This is a genomic window from Desulfobaculum bizertense DSM 18034, assembly GCF_900167065.1.
GTDB classification, from domain to species: domain Bacteria; phylum Desulfobacterota; class Desulfovibrionia; order Desulfovibrionales; family Desulfovibrionaceae; genus Desulfobaculum; species Desulfobaculum bizertense.
In genome coordinates, this window is the sequence record NZ_FUYA01000004.1 from 110,931 (window position 1) to 127,536 (window position 16,606).

The window sequence follows — 16,606 nt, forward strand, 5'->3', positions numbered from 1 at the left end:
CAGCTATACCGGCAAATCACCACCCACGAGAACTCGACGTGGCTTGCTGCCTTCTGCAGGACCGACAATGCCGTCCTGCTCCATCTGTTCCACATAGCGGGCAGCTCGGTTAAAGCCAATTCTGAATCGACGCTGAATCAGGGAGATAGAGGCCTTGCCCTGCTCCATGACAAACTGCACGGCTTCCGTATACACAGGGTCGTCCCTGTCCTCTGCGGAGCCACCAGCTGCGCCACCTTCATCAGAGCTTTTGCCCCATTCGCCAAAATCAAGCTGATAATCTGGCTTGCCCTTGGCCTTCCAGAAATCCGTCACGTCTTCGATTTCCTCATCAGTTACCAACGCACCATGAACACGGATGTGCTTGCCACCACCAGGCTTAAAGAGCATGTCGCCCTTACCCAGCAAATGGTTTGCACCAACCGCATCAAGAATAGTGCGGGAGTCCTGAGGCGAGGTCACGGTAAACGCGATACGGCTCGGGAAATTTGCCTTAATCAGGCCAGTCACAACGTCAACAGAAGGACGCTGCGTTGCCAGAATCATATGAATACCAGCAGCACGTGCAAGCTGAGCAAGCCGAACAATAGACGTTTCGACCTCTTTTCGTGCTGTCAGCATCAGGTCCGCAAGCTCATCAATAACGATGACAAGATAGGGCATACGCTCCATCTCTTCACAGCCTTCGGGCAGCTCATCGCCAAGCTTTTTCAGTTTGCGGTTAAAGCCTTCAATATTCCTGACACCAAGCTTTGCCATCGCGTCATAGCGCTTTTCCATCTCATACACAGCCCATTCAAGAGCATTCTTGGCCAGAGACATATCCGTCACAACCGGGTGCACGAGATGAGGCAGGTCTGCATACACAGACAGCTCAATACGCTTAGGGTCAACCAGAAGAAGTTTCAGATCATCTGGTGACGCCTTGTACAGGAAACTCATCAACAGGCAGTTAAGACACACACTTTTACCCTGACCCGTTGCACCAGCAACAAGCAGGTGAGGCATCTTGGCGAGGTCCGCAACATGCGGTCGGCCATAAATATCCTCACCAAGGGCAAGCGTCAGCATTGACTTGGAGTCTGCGAAGACATCCGAATCAATAATGTCTCGAATGTACACAACCTGCCTGTTTGGATTCGGGATTTCAATACCAACGGTATCTCGTCCCACAAGAGGAGCCTCAATGCGAACCGCACCCGCTTTAAGCGCAAGGGCAAGATCATCCGTCAAATTCGAAATGCGGCTTACCTTTACGCCCGGGGCAGGCTTGTATTCAAACATCGTGACAACAGGTCCAGGAACAGCACTCTTCACTTCGCCATGAATGCCGAAATCAAGCAGGCACTGCTCAAGGTCTGCGGATTTTTGCAGAAGCTCTTCCTGCGGAATGCCCAAAGCACCTTCTGGAGGCAAATTCAGGAAATCAATAGAGGGAGGTCCAGAAAAATCCTGAACTTTAGGAACAATCCGCTGAGGTTCTGCGGCAACCTGCGTCTGTGTTTCTGCTGGAGGAGTTGTCTGGACATGGGCCGCAACCTTTTCCAAATGCTCCTGAGCTGCAATAGCGTCAGCATCAGGCTGCTCTGCCCCACCCGCGGGAATATCCTGAGGATGCGACGCAAGCACATCCATAACATACGGATCATCCGCAGGAGCTTCGAGACGCTCCGTCTCTTCATGATGCTGAGGTTCAGGCTCTGATGCAGGCACAAAATCAGAATGATGCTCAGATTCATCAGCATAGGCAGAATGAGCCTCTTCAATTTCTGGCTCGCTATACGAGTCAAAACCGGACTCGATTGTTTCTTGACCTGCTGTAATCTCAGGAGCTTCTTCATGCTCTTGTTCAGCAAAATACGCCTGATTTTCCGCTTCTAATGTCGACGATTCCTCATCCTCAAGCTGCGCAAAAGACTGGTCCAAAGCATTTTGCTCAGACTGCTCCATGCGCTCAAGAGAATCAAAGACATCATCGCCACCTGCGTCGCCCTGCTCTGTCTGCATAAGCTGCTCAAGCGGCATGTCCAGAGGGACATCTTCCCCACTCACATCAACAGCATCAGTCGAAAACGTATATTCGTCATCGACTGCCGTCTGCTCATGATGAGGGGCCTCAACAGCATCTGCAAGATCAGGAGATGCGTCTTCGGATACAAAACCGGCACGCGCTTCAGCTTGTGCCTCAGCCACAGGCTGAAGCGAAACAGGAAGATCATCCTCCAGGGCCGGAGCCTCAGAAGCCTGTTTTTTCCGCTGCAAAAACGCAGGAAGACGGAGACGCTCAGAAAGCATCATTTTCTTTTTCAATGGGGCGTCAGAACCAGCCTCGACAGACTGGGAGGGCGCTGCCTCAGAATCAGCAGGAACAGGACTTTGCCCCTGCGCAGCTTCTTCACTGCTCTTTTTGCCAGCACGGACCCGGCGCGAACGAGCAATGCGTTCAGTAAACTTTGCCGACAGATCAATACACCGTGCGCGGAGCCGCTTGCAGCAGCCTGCCCAGGTGACGGCAAACATTAACTGAATCGAGACAATCAGTGTAAAGAGCCAGACAAGAGAGGCTCCCACGGGACGCAGATAGTACTGCGTCTGGACGTAAAGAATGGAGCCAAGGATACCACCACCAGAGATACCCCAGAGATGCACATGTTCACGCGCAAACTCTGCTGCACCAAAGGTCGTGAGGCAGATAAAGAAAAGATAGAATCCCAGCCAGCGCCACCAGGCTGGAAAGAGTTTTCGAACGAAATTACCACTGGCCAATGCTGCGAGCGCAACGGGAAAGATAAAGCTTGAAATACCAAAAAGCATCACCAGCAGATCCGACTGATAGGCCCCAATAAGGCCAGCCGCATTATGCACCGGAAGGCCGGGGCTGACGGCCTGATTAAAGCTCGGATCAAGCGGGCTATAGCTGATTAGCGAGATCAAAAGCAAAACAGCCCAAAACCCAAGGGCGAGGGCCATAATCTCTTTCAACAGTTTAGCGCCGTTTGTTTTTTGTTCCTCCATAGGCATGAGTATACGCGGCCGGGGGGTGGAATGCACCCCCCTTTTGCGCATAAATCTGCGATATGGTCTTTCTTATTCGCGACCGATGTATGCACCGGTGCGGGTGTCGACCTTAATCATGTCGCCTGTGTTCACAAAAAGCGGCACGTTCACAACAACGCCAGAGCTCAGAGTAGCAGGCTTGGTTGCGCCACTCACAGTGTCACCACGGACGCCCGGCTCAGTCTCTGCAATCTCCATAACAACAGATGCAGGCATATCAAGATCAATTGCGCGGCCTTTGTAGACCATGATCTTTACTTCCTGTCCGTCCACGAGGAACTTGGCATTAGGACCAAACTGGTCGATCTCAACTTCCATCTGCTCATAAGAGCTCATGTCCATGAAGACCAGAGTAGTTTCGCCCTGATGATACAGGAACTGCATACCACGGGTTTCCAGATCAGGCTTTTCGACCTTTTCACCGGAACGGAAGGTCTTGTCGATGACACGGCCTGTCAGCAGGTTACGCAGACGAGTACGCATAACAGCGGCGCCCTTGCCGGGCTTATGGTGCTGGTGCTCCAGAATTTCAAAAGGAGTGCCATCAAGTTCAATCTTCATTCCATTCTTAAAATCAGCTGTAGAGATCATTCATCCTCCGAATAAAACTAATGTAATAAAATTAAGCCCCTGCCATAAGCTTGCGAACGAGGGCCGCAACGCCAAGGGCATAGGATTCAATACCAAAACCAGCAATAACGCCCTCTGCATGCAGGGCAATAAAGCTTGTATGTCGAATTTTTTCTGGTCGTGCCCAAACATTGGAAATGTGAATTTCCACATAGGGAATCTTGACCCAGGCAAGGCAGTCACCAAGAGCAAGACTGGTATGGGTGTACGCTCCAGCGTTGAACACAACGCCGTCAACACCCTCTTCCCGTGCCTGCTCCAGACGATCAATCAGCTCGCCTTCACCATTCTTTTGATCAAAAACCAGTTCAACGTCTTTTGCGTCTTCGCCAAGAAGTGCGTTAACCTGATCTGGAACACAGTTCATGCCCTGCGATCCATAAATTTCTGGCTGCCGCTCGCCAAGATGCCCAAGATTAGGCCCGTTGAGCACAAGAATTGTCAGTTTCGCCATACGCTTATCCTTTTAAGTGAAAAGTGGGATACCACACGCAAAACACGCAGGCATACCAGATTCGCGGACACATCTATTATATTTTTCCCCGTTAGTTGGCAAACCCAGAGAATCCGGGCATACTCCCGGCGCTGGCACACAAGAAAAAACTTCCACCCCGTACTCGGGCAGGACAAAAATATGAATCCAATTCTTGAACTCGAAAAAACGATTTATCTCATGAACCAGCTGGAGGACATGCCTCTGCCACAGGTTGCTATGGCCGGGCGCTCCAACGTTGGTAAATCTTCTCTGGTCAATGCCCTTGCGGGTCGAAAAAGCCTTGCAAAAATCAGCTCCACCCCAGGCAAAACCCGAAGCCTGAACTTTTACCGGGTTGTTCCTGACAACTTCTACCTCGTGGACCTTCCCGGATATGGATATGCTCGCTGTTCCAAAACGGAGCGCGACAAATGGGCACGTCTCATTGAAGCATACCTGACCAAAAACGAATGGCTCAAAGCCGTTGCGGTCCTTTTGGACAGCCGCCTTCCTCCGCAGAAGATCGACATGGAACTTGTCAGTTACCTTCAGGCCCTGCGTATTCCCATGATTCCAATCATGACCAAAAGCGACAAGGTTAAGCAGAAGGACTGCGCCCAGCGCCAACGTCAGTGGAAAAACATCATTGGAGACAACACCAAAATTCTGGTCTCCTCTTCCAAGACAGGCTCCGGTCTGAATAAAATCTGGGCGACCATTCGCGACGCCTCAGGACTGGAACTTCCAGAAGACGCTTAGGCATCCGTTTTTTACAAACACACAAAAAATGCTGTCACGGTATACCGCGACAGCATTTTTTTATCATATTTTTTGCACAAGGTGCATCCGCCGGGGCTTATGCTTCGTGCTGTGCAGACAATGCTACCCACACAAGGCGCAAAGTTCCGAGCATGGAAAACACAATGTTTGCAAGCCATGCTCCCAAAATCGGATTAACAAGTCCCTTCTGCCCAAGCGTCGTGCCAATCATAAAGACAACGTAATACGCAAAGGTCACAATCAGAGACAAGCCAATATTCAGGTACATGTTCTCTGAGAAGGTCAGCATTGCCAGCGCCAGTATGCTCATTGTCACAATAGCAAAGGCATAGCCCCACTTCCCATGCCACTCGGTCCGCAGCCTTTCAACATTTGATCCGGCAGCATCCAGCTGTTCAATAAGCTGAGAAAGCTTCCACAAAGGCAACTGCCCGGGGTTTGAGTCCGAATCAGCAGCAAGAAAAGTCTCCATATTCTGCTCAAAAGGCATCATCAGGATCTTATGCTGCTCGCTCGTATACGCTCCGGGATTCAGCACCTTCACGTCAATAAGCTGCCAGTCTCCCGGCTCAGTATGTGCTCGTTTTGCGGTGTAAATTTTCATCAAAGAGCGCCTGTCTGCGCTCAATTCATACACCTTCACATTCTGGGCTGTTTTTTTTGCGGGCTGTGCGGACTTCACTTCAACAACAAAATTGCCTTCCTTGAACCACAAGTTTGTAAGCTCACGGGTTTCAACAATCTTGCCTCGCACCTGTTCTGCCCAGATTTTGCTCGAAAGCTGCTGGCCATACACACCAAGCCCCTGCGAAAACATGAGCTGAATAACGGCCCAAAGCACGCCATACAGCACAAAAAACCTCGCAAGATGCCCAAAAGAAATGCCCCCAGAACGAAGCGCAAGCAATTCCCTGTGCCGCGCCATCAGACATAGCTGAATAACCACCGACAACAGGAATACCGCAGGCAGAATCTGGGAAATAATCAATGGCAGCTTCACGACAAAATATGTCGCAACTGTCGAGGCTCCAAGTCCCGCAGACAGGAAATCATCAAGACGGTCAAAAATGTCCGTCATCAGATACAGCCCTGAGCCTACCGCAAGGCAGGTCAGAATATAAAACATATTCTGGCGGAAGAGATAACTAAATAACGTTCTACCGAACATCGGCTTTTTTCCGCCTGAAAAGGTTACGTACATTTAAATGCTGAGAAAGCTCAACAATTCGCACCGACCGCTCAAGAGCCGCCTGCCGGATGCCATACAGGCCCGCAACAGAAAAGAGCGCATTAGGTATCCATAAGCCAATTGCTGGCGGAACAACGCCTGTCTCGCCAAGAGAAAGGCCAAGAGAAAGCAACGTATAATAGAAAAGGAAGAAGCCCAGTGCGAGCAAAAGCCCCCAGTGTCTGTGCAGGCCTCCAAACATGGACGCCATAGGCACAGCAAAAAGCCCAAGCACAATACAGGCAAAGGGGAAAACCAGACGCTTCTGGATTTCGACTGCCACCTTGCGCAACTTGTACTCCCGGCTATGCACATCCTTTCCTGTTTTCAATTCGGTCTGGTATTCGTGCAACCTGTTCCAGGACATTTCCTTGGGGCGCACGCTTCCCAGCTTGTAGCCGCCAAGCATGCGAGACAGATCCATCCGCACCTGATAGGTACCGAACCCAATGACACTCGCGCCGTCTTTCTCTTCACGGTATATTTTCCCATCATAAAGTTGGAAAATAATTTCCCCCTCAGACGTATCTGTGTGAACATGTCCACGAGGGGCAAGAATCGTTGCAGGCTGTGACCCACGCGACGTATCTTTGACAAAAACTGTTTTTAATTCTCCAGAGCGACCATCTGCCTGCTGTGCAAACAGTGTCAGTTCTGGAAATTCTTTATTAAACACACCGGGCTGGAGCACGAGCTGTGTTTTGGACCGAGCAAGGTCCATAACTGTTGCCCGAAAATTCTCCATACCCCAGGACAGACCGCTAAAGGATATCCACCACGTAATTGCCGTACACAGCACGGCAAGCAGGATTGGCGCAGGTAAAAGCTGATACAGGCTCACACCAGACGCCCTAAGCGCCGTGGATTCCAGATCTGTATTCATGCGTAAGAGCGTCAAAAAGACTGCCAGCATGCAGGCAATGGGGATAAGCAAAAGCAGAAAAAATGGGCTGAGGAACGTGAACATTTTGATAATGTCAAAGAACCCAAGGCTCTGATTCAAAAAGAGATCCCTCAGCTGGAGAAGCCTGCCAATAAGCAGAAGTGTAAGAAGAGACCCGGCACACAAAAGAAAGAGGCCGAGTAGCTCCTTGAACATCTGCCGATGCAGGAGAGATGGTCGAAAAAAGCTATTCAGGGGACTTTTCCTGTTTTTTTGAGGTATCTTTGAAAAAAGCGTTCAGGAACATTTCGTCCTTCGGTCCAAGATTGAACCGTATGAGGGCTTCCTGAACAAGGGCGTTGGTGTTGTCCTTGCCGGAAAGACGCTGGTCATCTATCCATTCGAGAGCACGGCGAGCGAGTTCACTCTTTGGCATTATTGTTGTCACGCTATGACTCCTTTTCTGCAAAAAGGTTCGCCACCAGTATCCCTGACTGCGTTTACACCATTGGCAGCGGGCTTGCAACTTGGCGGACTTTCAAATAAACCGCCCCAAAGTACGAGAAATACTTATATAAAACAATATAATTTAAGAGGAAAACTGTGGACTCCATCATTCATGCGATCATACTTGGCATTGTCGAAGGGCTGACCGAGTTTCTGCCAGTTTCATCAACAGGCCACCTCATCCTCGCAGGCAATCTCCTTGGATTTGTTGGAGAAAAAGCCGCAACCTTTGAGGTCATCATTCAACTTGGTGCCATCCTCGCGGTTGTCGTGCTCTACTGGGAACGTTTCATCGGCCTGCTGCGGCCCAACCCAGAAATGCGTTTTTCCGGAATCCGCGGGCTTTGGCTCCTCTTCTTGACCTCGCTTCCAGCAAGTATTCTTGGCCTCCTGACGCATCACTATATCAAAACTTATCTTTTTAGTCCGTTCACAGTTGGGCTTGCCCTTCTGGTTGGCGCAATCGCCATCATCTGGGTCGAACGCAGACACTTTACTGTTAAGACTCAAACACTCGACGAAATTTCTCCAGCCCTTGCACTTGGCATTGGCTGCTTCCAGTGTCTTGCCCTTTGGCCCGGATTTTCCCGGTCCGCAGCAACCATCATGGGTGGCATGATCCTTGGTGCAAAACGAACCATTGCCGCAGAATATTCCTTCATTGCTGCGGTCCCGATTATGTTTGCGGCAACAGGCTACGACCTGCTCAAAAGCGCGAACCTTTTCACCAGTGCCGACATTCCCTTCATACTCACAGGCTTTGTCGTCAGCTTTCTCTCCGCCTGGCTTGCAATCAAAGGCTTCATCAAACTGCTCGGCAAGGTGACACTCGTCCCCTTTGCATGGTATCGTTTTGGCCTCTCAATACTCGTGCTCATTCTGGTCTTTTTTAACTTTTTTTAAAAAAATCGAAAAAAGTGCTTGCATTCCCGGTGGTCTCCTCCTATAAGCCTTTTCTCGACGGGGCGTGATTCACAAAACGCTTCGACGACATCACGGCGAGGTAGCTCAGTTGGTTAGAGCATGCGGCTCATATCCGCAGTGTCGGAGGTTCAAGTCCTCTCCTCGCTACCAACGAACTCAAAGCTCTCTTTCTTCGGAAAGAGAGCTTTTTTTATTTCTGCAAAAAACATCGCCTCAAAAAAAAGGGCACCCTCTCGGATGCCCCTACTTCTTCATATCGTCAAAAGCACTCAAGCTTACATGTACGGCTCAATAGCCTGAACAAGCTGGTCAGGGCAGGATGTGGCCTTTCTGCCACAGCGAATACCTTTCAGGCGGTTCGCAACGACATTCAAAGGCATACCTTCAATCAGCTTTCCAATTCCTTCCAGATTGCCAGGACAGCCACCAGTAAAATGGACATCATGCAGGCAACCATCTTTCACCTTAAACTGAATAAGCTTGGAGCAAACGCCCTGAGGAACAAACGTAATCGTATCGTCCTGAGGCTGCTGCGTTTTCATCGAATTCAAATCCAAGCTCTGAAGACCTTCTGACACTGTTTTCTCCAATTTCATTTTAATTCTCAAACACTTCAAGCAAATCTGAAAAAGCCAGAGCTGCCTTGCGGATTTCTTGACAAATCCACATGAGAAATAAGTCGATACATCCAGAGGTCAAGTTTCGTCAAAAGAGAATTTTCCCCTCATAAAAGACTTTTCTCTCAACCCATTGATTTATCCAGCAAAAGGCTTCACAGTGATGTCCATCCCGTTCGGAGACCTGTTGACACAGGGGACCGAAGGAGTATTTTTCCTTTTTTCATTATGGATAAAACTGGAGACGTGTTTTGAATTTCAAGAAGAAAGCCGAAATCGAGCTGATGCGAAAAGCAGGCGTCCTGCTCTGGCAGGCCCATCAGCTCGCAGGAGAAATGGCTGAAGCTGGGACCACAACCGAAGCAATTGATGCCGAAGTTGAAAAGTTTATCATCGGGCACAACGCAACCCCCCTCTTCAAGGGTGTTCCCGGAGAAGTTCCCTTCCCCGCCACCTGCTGCATCTCCGTCAACGAAGAGGTGGTGCACGGTATTCCTTCCGCTCGCGAACTCGCTAACGGCGACATCGTCAGCTTTGACATCGGCCTCAAGCTCAACGGCTGGTGCGCAGATTGTGCCTGCACACATGCCGTTGGCGACATCGACGACGAAAAGCGCCAGCTTATGGACGTCACAGAAGAATGCCTGCACATTGCAATCAAAGAAATCCACCCCAACATCAAGTGGAGCAAGATTGCAAAGAAAATGGCCAAGCACGCCCGCAATGCTGGTTTCTCCGTCGTAGAAACCCTCGTAGGCCACGGCATCGGCAAAGAAATGTGGGAACTCCCTCAGGTTCCTAACTATTTCTCCCGCGGCTGCACAGACTTCCGCCTCAAGCAGGGCATGGTCATCGCTGTTGAACCCATGATTAATGTCGGCACCAAGGAAGTTGAAACCCTCAGCGACCACTGGACCATCGTGACCAAAGACAGGAAACCCGCCTGCCACTTTGAGCACACTATCGCTGTTACAGCTTCCGGAGCCAAGGTCATGACCTGCGGTCCCAACGGCGAAGCTTGGGCTATGAAATAAAAAATTTTCACTTTTTTTAAAAAAGTGCTTGCATTTATCTGCGAAGTCCTTAAAACCCTTCTTCGCGGACGGGGAAAACGTCCCACACAAAAAATGGCGAGATAGCTCAGTTGGTTAGAGCATGCGGCTCATATCCGCAGTGTCGGAGGTTCAAGTCCTCTTCTCGCTACCACGAACGTAAAGCTCTCTTTCTTCGGAAAGGGAGCTTTTTTTCGTTTCTCACTTCTCCCCTCTTTTTTTCTCCCACCTTTTCCAATGTATGCTAGAATACTTATGTGGTGTCTTCTGCTCGCACCACAAGTCTCATCCCACTCCACAATCTTTTCCCGAGGGGGACGCGTATGTATATGAATCTTCGAGGCTCTTTTGACAGGTGCTATTACTGCCACATCACACGGTGTGGCGGAACAACCATTAATCGCACCTTTTTCAACGCCTTTGACGATGGAACAGGCTATCTTTACCGCGAAGCGACTCGCGACAACGCCGTTCTTCACAATGGCCTCGTCTTTACCGAGCGCACCTCAGAGCTTATCGAGGCCGGAGAGTTTACTTACGCATTCTCTCACACCCCCTATTACAAGTTGAAACTCCCAGATCGAACTTTTCGCATCACCTCTTTTCGCGACCCTGCAGCTCGTATCATCTCCCTCTATCGTAAGCTCAAGTATCAAAATCAAACGCCTCAGGGACGTGCTCGCTATGCAAAACAGCTCAGCTGGCTCGGAGACAGCTTTTCCGACTTTCTTGACGCCATCCCTGAACGCCACCTTCTCCGGCAGCTCTACACCTTCTCTCCGTCCTTAGATCCCGATGAAGCTTTTTCCGTGATTCGTTCCCTCAATGCGTATTTCTTCATTGAGGACATTGAACCTTCCCTTCAGCTCCTCTCAACGCTCTTTGACAAGACCTTTGTCTATTCGCCACCACTTCGGCACTTCTCCAAGCCGCTCCATGTTCATGAGAAGCAGATCCTTCACTCGCGGCTCAAAAAAGAATACGCCCTCACGCAGCAGCTCCGCAAAGCCTACAACTTTATCGGATTCCCCTTCTCGCGAATCGCTCAGGGAGCTGGGTATTAATGGGTGGGAGGGAGAGAGAGAACCGGGGCCAGCCCCGGACCCCGCGTAAGGGAATGATTCCCTTACGTATCCTCATCGAGTTTGAATTCCATCCACGCTTCGCGTGAATGAATTTCAAACTTGTTGGGCATAACGTCGAGAGCCTCTTTCTCTTTTGCGAGTTGCCACTCTTTTCTTTTTGAACGCTTGCGTTCATAAAGAAAGGGTTGGAGCAGAAAGAAAAAGAACACACGGGACGCCCATTAGCTCAAAAAAAAACAGGGCTGATGGAGAGGAAAGCATCGCTTTCATCCCATTCAGCCCTGTTTTTTTTGAGCGAAAGCGGGATTCCCAAGGGCCTCGTCCTTGGGCAGGGTCAAGGGGCAGCGCCCCTTGCAGAGGTGCGGGGACAGAGTCCCCGCCCACCCTAGCGCCCCTTGTGCCGCCTCTCCAAAGCAAAATAGAAAATTTATAAGAATAGTCTTGCCAAATGCGGAGAAGTCCTTATATTCCTTTTTGTTCTTTGACAAAGGGGGCGACCTGGTTTCGACGGGGATGGTTGAAGCTAAGGTTGCAGGCCGAGGCGCCGCTGGCCTCGTTAAAAGCGGCAAGGCATAATTGCCAACGATACTGAATACGCACTGGCAGCATAGCTTAGCCAGCACTGACCTAGACTGACGCCTGATATTCTAGCGACGTGAAAACCCCCATCGGGCTGGCTACAGATTTTCTGATTGTTGGAATCTGGGCGAGAACCTTAAGCGATCTGGTCGTGATGACGCCTGTTCATCGGCAGTTGAGCGACGAGAACTAATAGATGGACTAAGCCTGTAGATGCCTTAAGTGGAGCATTCTCGGACGGGGGTTCGATTCCCCCCGCCTCCACCAAAAGTATGCTACGACCCCTTTGGAAAAACGAAGCCCCTGAGCGATCAGGGGCTTTTTTTCTGTTCTTTGCTTCGTTGCAAAATGAGCTGCTGATGCAAGTGCTCTCCCACCATGAGCATCAAAGCAAAAGCAACCAAAAGGCTAAACAGCAGCTGCCAAAAAACAAAAATTTCAGAAGCATACTGCATCAATTCTGGAGCCAAAGGCTGAGTAAATCCCCAGAACTGCTCTAATTCACAGGCCGCAATCATGCAGCCATTCACGAGAAAAGCGCGTCCAAGGGCTTCCTGAACCAAAGCATCTTTTTGAGAGCGCAGAAGCACATAGCCCGTATAGAGGCTAAGTACGATGTACGCACAGGCCGGAACGAGCTGGCTCATCCGCCCTTCTCCAAGAAGCTCAAAGACTCCACCAAACACAAGGAATGCCGCTGCCAAACTCGCCATTCCCTCTCGCGTCCAGCCTCCTCCTGCTTTTTGTTCACCCAAAAAGCGCCGAACGCCCAATAAAAGCCACACGTATCCACCAAACGTTGCGGTGTAAGAAAAAACACTACTTACACCAGTTGGAATTTCTGACCTGAGCGCACGAAATACAAGTCCCGCCAGTAAAAGCGCGTAACTCGTCGCCCACTCGCGGGTGCCCCGGACTGCAAATCGACTCCGGTGAAGCCACAGCACGGCAAACGCCGTTACCGTCGTCGATACCGTCAGCGCAAGGCGTAAGGATTCAATGTCTATCAAATTTCCCCCTTGAGCTTGCTCCTATCCCAGTCGTCACGTGTAGAGGAATGAAAACCTAACGCTTGTGCATATTTTTCACAAGAACAAATATTGGACTGGGGCCAGCCCCAGACCCTGCGTAAGGGAATGATTCCCTTACGTATCCTCAACGAGTTTGAATTCCCTCCACGCTTCGCGTGAAGGGAATTCAAACTCGGGTGAGAATGGCGCAAAAACTCTTTCTCTTCTGCGAGTTGCCTCCCTTTTCTTTCTGAACGCTTGCGTTCAGAAAGAAAGGACTAGAGCGCAAAGAAAAGAACACACGCCCAGTTAATTAGGCCGAAAAAAAGGGGCCGGATGAAGGGGAAAGCCAAAGGCTTTCACTCATCCGGCCCCTTTTATTTCGGGCGAAAGCGGGATTCCCAAGGGCCTCGTCCTTGGGCGGGGTCAAGGGGCAGCGCCCCTTGCAGAGCACGAGACAGAGTCTCGTCTCCCCCCTACACTCCCTGCTCACGAATACCTTGCCTGTGGCGCTGATAAAACTCTTCAGCCTTTGCCTTGCCCATGTACCGACTCAGCGTTTTTTGCGGAGTTTTCGCCAAATCGACCACCATCAGGCCATCAATAGCGTCTCCAAAGTCGCGGTCCAGATTAAAGGTCAACACAGTCCCGCCAAGTTTAAGATACTGCCGAAGAAGAACAGGAATACCTTTCCCATCCGACTCAATATCCGAAATAGCCGTATTCAAATCATCCACTGAAGGGCACAGGGCCGCGACACTGCCCATTTTAAACCCTCCGGGAACTCGGGAGCGTATACGCGGCGGAGAAAGCGGCCGAGCTGCCTTTGTAAGACATTTTTGCGTAGAGTGATGAGCCTTGAGCACCTTCATAATCATTTTACGTGAGAAGGGCTGATAGTCGTTGGAAATAGAGACAGGACCAAAAAGAACCCGGTAGCGCCCCTCCCGATAAACAAAAGCGGCAATTCCTTTCCAAAGCAGCATCAACGGATTGTAACTCTTGCGGTAGGCGCTAGAAACAAAGGCTCGCCCTAACTCTAGGGAAGGCCCGAGCTGGGAGAGAAAATCTTTGGAAAATTTGAACAGGGTTGACGTGTAAAGACCTCTTAGCCCCCTGCTTTCAGCTATGCGATCAGCACAGCCAATGCGGTAGGCACCAACGATTTCTTTGCTTTTGACATTCCAGAGAACAAGGTGCTGATAATACTCGTCAAAAGAATCAAGATCGCGAGGTTCACCTGTTCCTTCTCCAACTTCGCGAAAACTAACTTCCCGAAGCCGACCAAGCTCAAGGAGAACCGAAGGTAATTCACGTCCCTCAAAACAAACCACACGATACTCCCCCTGCTCCACAAGCACGTTTCGAGAATCCAGACTCTCTATTTCACGCTCCAGGGCTTCTGGGGAAAACGCTTCTCCAATTGGCTTGGGATTCTGAAGCGTGGCAGGCAAGGGTTTGGATGCTGCCAGCTGAGACAAGTGCCTCCGCTTCTCAAGCAAATACGTCCGTAATCGCAAAAGGCTTGTGAGAGAATCATCGTCGCGGGCCGAAGATATTTTTCTGGCCGAGACAGGCTTGCCAAAACGAAGTTCAATTGACTTCTTCTGTTTATTTAAAAACTCTCTGGGCAAAAGCATCGTGCGCAAAATGGGATGAATCAGCCCCAACATGTGGAAAAGAGGACCATTGTGCCCTGGGAAATGTGCAGGAATGACGGGAGCTTTTGCAATACGAATAATTCTTCCTGCCGTCGAACTCCACTTGGGGTCCGTGACAACAGCCTTATGGAGCTGAATAGATGAGACTTCACCTGCGGGGAAAATCACGAGAAGGCCGCCCTGCCGAATCCAGCGCAAAGCCCGTTTGAGGCCCTGAATATTCTTCTGGGCAGAGCCTTTGCCCTCAAAAGGATCGACCTCAATAATATACTCACGCATCTCTGGAATTTGTCCAAGAAGATGATTTGCAAGCACTTTGACGTCAGGGCGGACCTGACGCAAAACGTGCAGAAGAATCACGCCTTCAATGCCACCATATGGATGGTTGGCCACGACAACGGCAGCGCCCTTCTCTGGTATATTTTCCAAATCCTTTTCTGCGACGTCTACAGAGACACCCAAGAGATCTAAAACATTTTGCAAAAAATCTATATCACCTCGAATTTGCGAATACATAGAATCAAACGTGGACAAACAAAAAACTTTCTCAATTGGAGCCTGAACCATTTTCTTGAATGGGGGCTTGATTGGGAGATCAAGTTGAAAAGGCGACCTTCCGGCTTGCTGCATAAAAGTCCTCCAAATGTCATTAGACTAGAGAAAAGCATACCACTTTTCCTAATTTTTTGCTCATTCGATATGCAGTGAATACCGCGCAGCTGTGACGCAAGAAGGAAGAGGAAATGCCAGTTTTATGACATTTTAGGCCAGAAGCAGACTACAACATAAAAAAAGGGCCGGAATCAGAGAAAAAATCTCAAATTCCGGCCCTAATCTATAAAAATGTAATTAATGCCCAGCGTTTGAAAACCCGTTAAGGATTACCACACCGACGATAATGCAACCGATCCCCAGCATACCAGCAAAATCAAGGTGCTGCTTGAAAAAGACCACACCAATCAGGGAGATTGCAGCAATGCCAACGCCAGACCAAATAGCGTAGGCAATACCGATCGGAACCGTCTTAAGGACGTGAGACAACAAATAAAATGACAACGCATAGCAGATAATGACCAAAACACTTGGTCCAAGCTTTGAAAACTGCTTCGACATATTCAAGGCGCTGGTACCAATAATTTCAGAGCAAATGGCAAAAGCCAAATATACGTAGCCCATTACAACTCCTTTTCTGCGGAAATGGCGTATTTTTTCACGCCAGCCGCTTCTCTCTCCACTCTGGAGGTGTAATCCTGCCCCCAGGGCCTCTTCAAAGTATCAGCTAAAAAACGAACTGATCCACGTTTTTAGCCGATATACTCCGTAAATCGACAAAAAATCCAGACTGGGGCTACATCTCTTTTTTATCTTTTGCAAGCACTTTAGAATAATAAACGCTAACCATTACAATGCATTACTTGTTATTGAGAGCACAAGGAGTTTGACCCCATTTTCACCTTCTCTTCACGAATAATATATTGGAATTTCAGCCTAATCATGAGCATTGGGCGACAATTACGGCATTCTTGTATAATCATTCAGAATCACGAACAGAAAAAATCCCAAACCATAATTTCTACGCACATACAGCTTCTTTTGTTCTCCTGACCCTGCTAAGCGAAAAATCGACACCCATATTTCCATTTTAAAAGCGTTTTACACAACTCCCTTTACGTAGACACCGCACAAGCGTTTAAATTCATTACACAGGGGAATTTTTCCATAAAGCTTATTGAACCTCTACGCATATCAAATTCTTGCTTATACCAAACCCCTTCTAGTGGAACTTCGCTATTTATTTTTCGCTTATTTCCACTTTTAAATCTTTTATTGCTTAACCAACCGCATAATCAGCTTAACTATTTAAAATCTTGCTTATTCCTTTTCCTGCCTACGGGGCTTTTCTTTTTTTCAGTGTCCAGCAATTAAATCTTCAATTTTGTTAATCCTTTTTTTTCAACTCTGTTCTGCTGGCACACATGAAAAATTTCTGTTATCTTGTCTTCTACGAACACGAATGTTCAGCACAGAAAGACATATTTTCCCATTGCCTCGCTCCCTGCGCAGGCAAGGGTTTTTTTTTGACACTTGGAGCAACGACTAGGCATTTCGGACTCATAA

The 16,606-nt window shown here is 49.2% G+C and carries 14 protein-coding genes, 2 tRNA genes and 1 other RNA gene; 7 read left to right on the forward strand and 10 right to left on the reverse strand.

From position 1 onward, the window contains the following. Positions 1 to 3: 3 nt before the first annotated feature. The 3 genes from B5D23_RS07145 to B5D23_RS07155 all read right to left on the reverse strand — a co-directional run bounded on the left by B5D23_RS07145 (position 4) and on the right by B5D23_RS07155 (position 4,141). Entirely contained in the window at positions 4 to 3,021 is a 3,018-nt protein-coding gene (locus tag B5D23_RS07145; protein ID WP_159445947.1) for a DNA translocase FtsK, read from the reverse strand. Between the two features lie 66 nt (positions 3,022 to 3,087). Then, a complete protein-coding gene (efp, locus tag B5D23_RS07150; protein ID WP_078684735.1) occupies positions 3,088 to 3,648 on the reverse strand; it encodes an elongation factor P in 561 nt (186 codons plus the stop codon). A gap of 31 nt (positions 3,649 to 3,679) precedes the next feature. Next, positions 3,680 to 4,141: a type II 3-dehydroquinate dehydratase gene (locus B5D23_RS07155; RefSeq protein WP_078684736.1), complete on the reverse strand. Its 462-nt coding sequence runs from the start codon at positions 4,139 to 4,141 to the stop codon at positions 3,680 to 3,682. 180 nt (positions 4,142 to 4,321) lie between these two features. Here B5D23_RS07155 and yihA point away from each other — a divergent pair, with 180 nt between their 5' ends. Next, a complete protein-coding gene (gene yihA / locus B5D23_RS07160) occupies positions 4,322 to 4,921 on the forward strand; it encodes a ribosome biogenesis GTP-binding protein YihA/YsxC (protein ID WP_078684737.1) in 600 nt (199 codons plus the stop codon). A gap of 97 nt (positions 4,922 to 5,018) precedes the next feature. Here yihA and B5D23_RS07165 read toward each other — a convergent pair whose 3' ends face one another. From B5D23_RS07165 to B5D23_RS07175, 3 genes are read right to left on the reverse strand one after another with little or no spacing between them, the layout of a single operon-like run. Continuing rightward, positions 5,019 to 6,110, reverse strand: a complete 1,092-nt coding sequence (locus B5D23_RS07165; protein ID WP_159445948.1) for an LptF/LptG family permease — start codon at positions 6,108 to 6,110, stop codon at positions 5,019 to 5,021. Continuing rightward, positions 6,100 to 7,269 (reverse strand): LPS export ABC transporter permease LptF, encoded by a 1,170-nt coding sequence (gene lptF, locus B5D23_RS07170; RefSeq protein ID WP_078684739.1) that lies wholly within the window; start codon positions 7,267 to 7,269, stop codon positions 6,100 to 6,102. The genes B5D23_RS07165 and lptF overlap by 11 nt, the downstream gene beginning before the upstream one ends. Positions 7,270 to 7,300: 31 nt before the next feature. Next, on the reverse strand, positions 7,301 to 7,501 hold the full coding sequence (locus tag B5D23_RS07175) for a hypothetical protein (protein ID WP_078684740.1): 201 nt from the start codon (positions 7,499 to 7,501) through the stop codon (positions 7,301 to 7,303). A 155-nt stretch (positions 7,502 to 7,656) separates the two neighbouring features. On the opposite strand from B5D23_RS07175, the gene B5D23_RS07180 reads away from it, so the two are divergent. Together B5D23_RS07180 and B5D23_RS07185 are read left to right on the forward strand one after the other, a co-directional pair. Then, complete coding sequence (locus B5D23_RS07180) at positions 7,657 to 8,463, forward strand: undecaprenyl-diphosphate phosphatase (RefSeq protein WP_078684741.1); 807 nt, start codon at positions 7,657 to 7,659, stop codon at positions 8,461 to 8,463. A 94-nt stretch (positions 8,464 to 8,557) separates the two neighbouring features. Continuing rightward, positions 8,558 to 8,634: transfer RNA gene (locus tag B5D23_RS07185), tRNA-Met, on the forward strand. 125 nt (positions 8,635 to 8,759) lie between these two features. Here the strand turns inward: B5D23_RS07185 and B5D23_RS07190 are convergent. After that, entirely contained in the window at positions 8,760 to 9,026 is a 267-nt protein-coding gene (locus B5D23_RS07190) for a TIGR03905 family TSCPD domain-containing protein (RefSeq protein ID WP_078684935.1), read from the reverse strand. Between the two features lie 326 nt (positions 9,027 to 9,352). Here B5D23_RS07190 and map point away from each other — a divergent pair, with 326 nt between their 5' ends. From map to ssrA, 4 genes are all read left to right on the forward strand, one after another. Then, complete coding sequence (map, locus tag B5D23_RS07195; RefSeq protein WP_144012578.1) at positions 9,353 to 10,135, forward strand: type I methionyl aminopeptidase; 783 nt, start codon at positions 9,353 to 9,355, stop codon at positions 10,133 to 10,135. Between the two features lie 95 nt (positions 10,136 to 10,230). Continuing rightward, a tRNA-Met gene (locus B5D23_RS07200) sits at positions 10,231 to 10,307 on the forward strand. A gap of 169 nt (positions 10,308 to 10,476) precedes the next feature. Then, positions 10,477 to 11,217, forward strand: coding sequence for a sulfotransferase family 2 domain-containing protein (locus tag B5D23_RS07205; RefSeq protein WP_078684742.1), 741 nt, complete (start codon positions 10,477 to 10,479; stop codon positions 11,215 to 11,217). Positions 11,218 to 11,727: 510 nt separating this feature from the next. After that, positions 11,728 to 12,084: a transfer-messenger RNA gene (gene ssrA, locus B5D23_RS07215) on the forward strand. Positions 12,085 to 12,128: 44 nt separating this feature from the next. On the opposite strand, the gene B5D23_RS14915 is transcribed toward ssrA, so the two are convergent. The 3 genes from B5D23_RS14915 to B5D23_RS07230 all read right to left on the reverse strand — a co-directional run bounded on the left by B5D23_RS14915 (position 12,129) and on the right by B5D23_RS07230 (position 15,664). Continuing rightward, positions 12,129 to 12,827 carry a hypothetical protein gene (locus B5D23_RS14915; RefSeq protein ID WP_144012579.1) on the reverse strand — a complete coding sequence of 233 codons (699 nt, stop codon included), beginning with the start codon at positions 12,825 to 12,827 and terminating at the stop codon, positions 12,129 to 12,131. A 476-nt stretch (positions 12,828 to 13,303) separates the two neighbouring features. Continuing rightward, positions 13,304 to 14,971 (reverse strand): bifunctional lysophospholipid acyltransferase family protein/GNAT family N-acetyltransferase, encoded by a 1,668-nt coding sequence (locus B5D23_RS07225; protein ID WP_159445949.1) that lies wholly within the window; start codon positions 14,969 to 14,971, stop codon positions 13,304 to 13,306. A gap of 366 nt (positions 14,972 to 15,337) precedes the next feature. Further along, positions 15,338 to 15,664, reverse strand: a complete 327-nt coding sequence (locus B5D23_RS07230) for a DMT family transporter (RefSeq protein ID WP_078684746.1) — start codon at positions 15,662 to 15,664, stop codon at positions 15,338 to 15,340. Positions 15,665 to 16,606 lie beyond the last annotated feature (942 nt).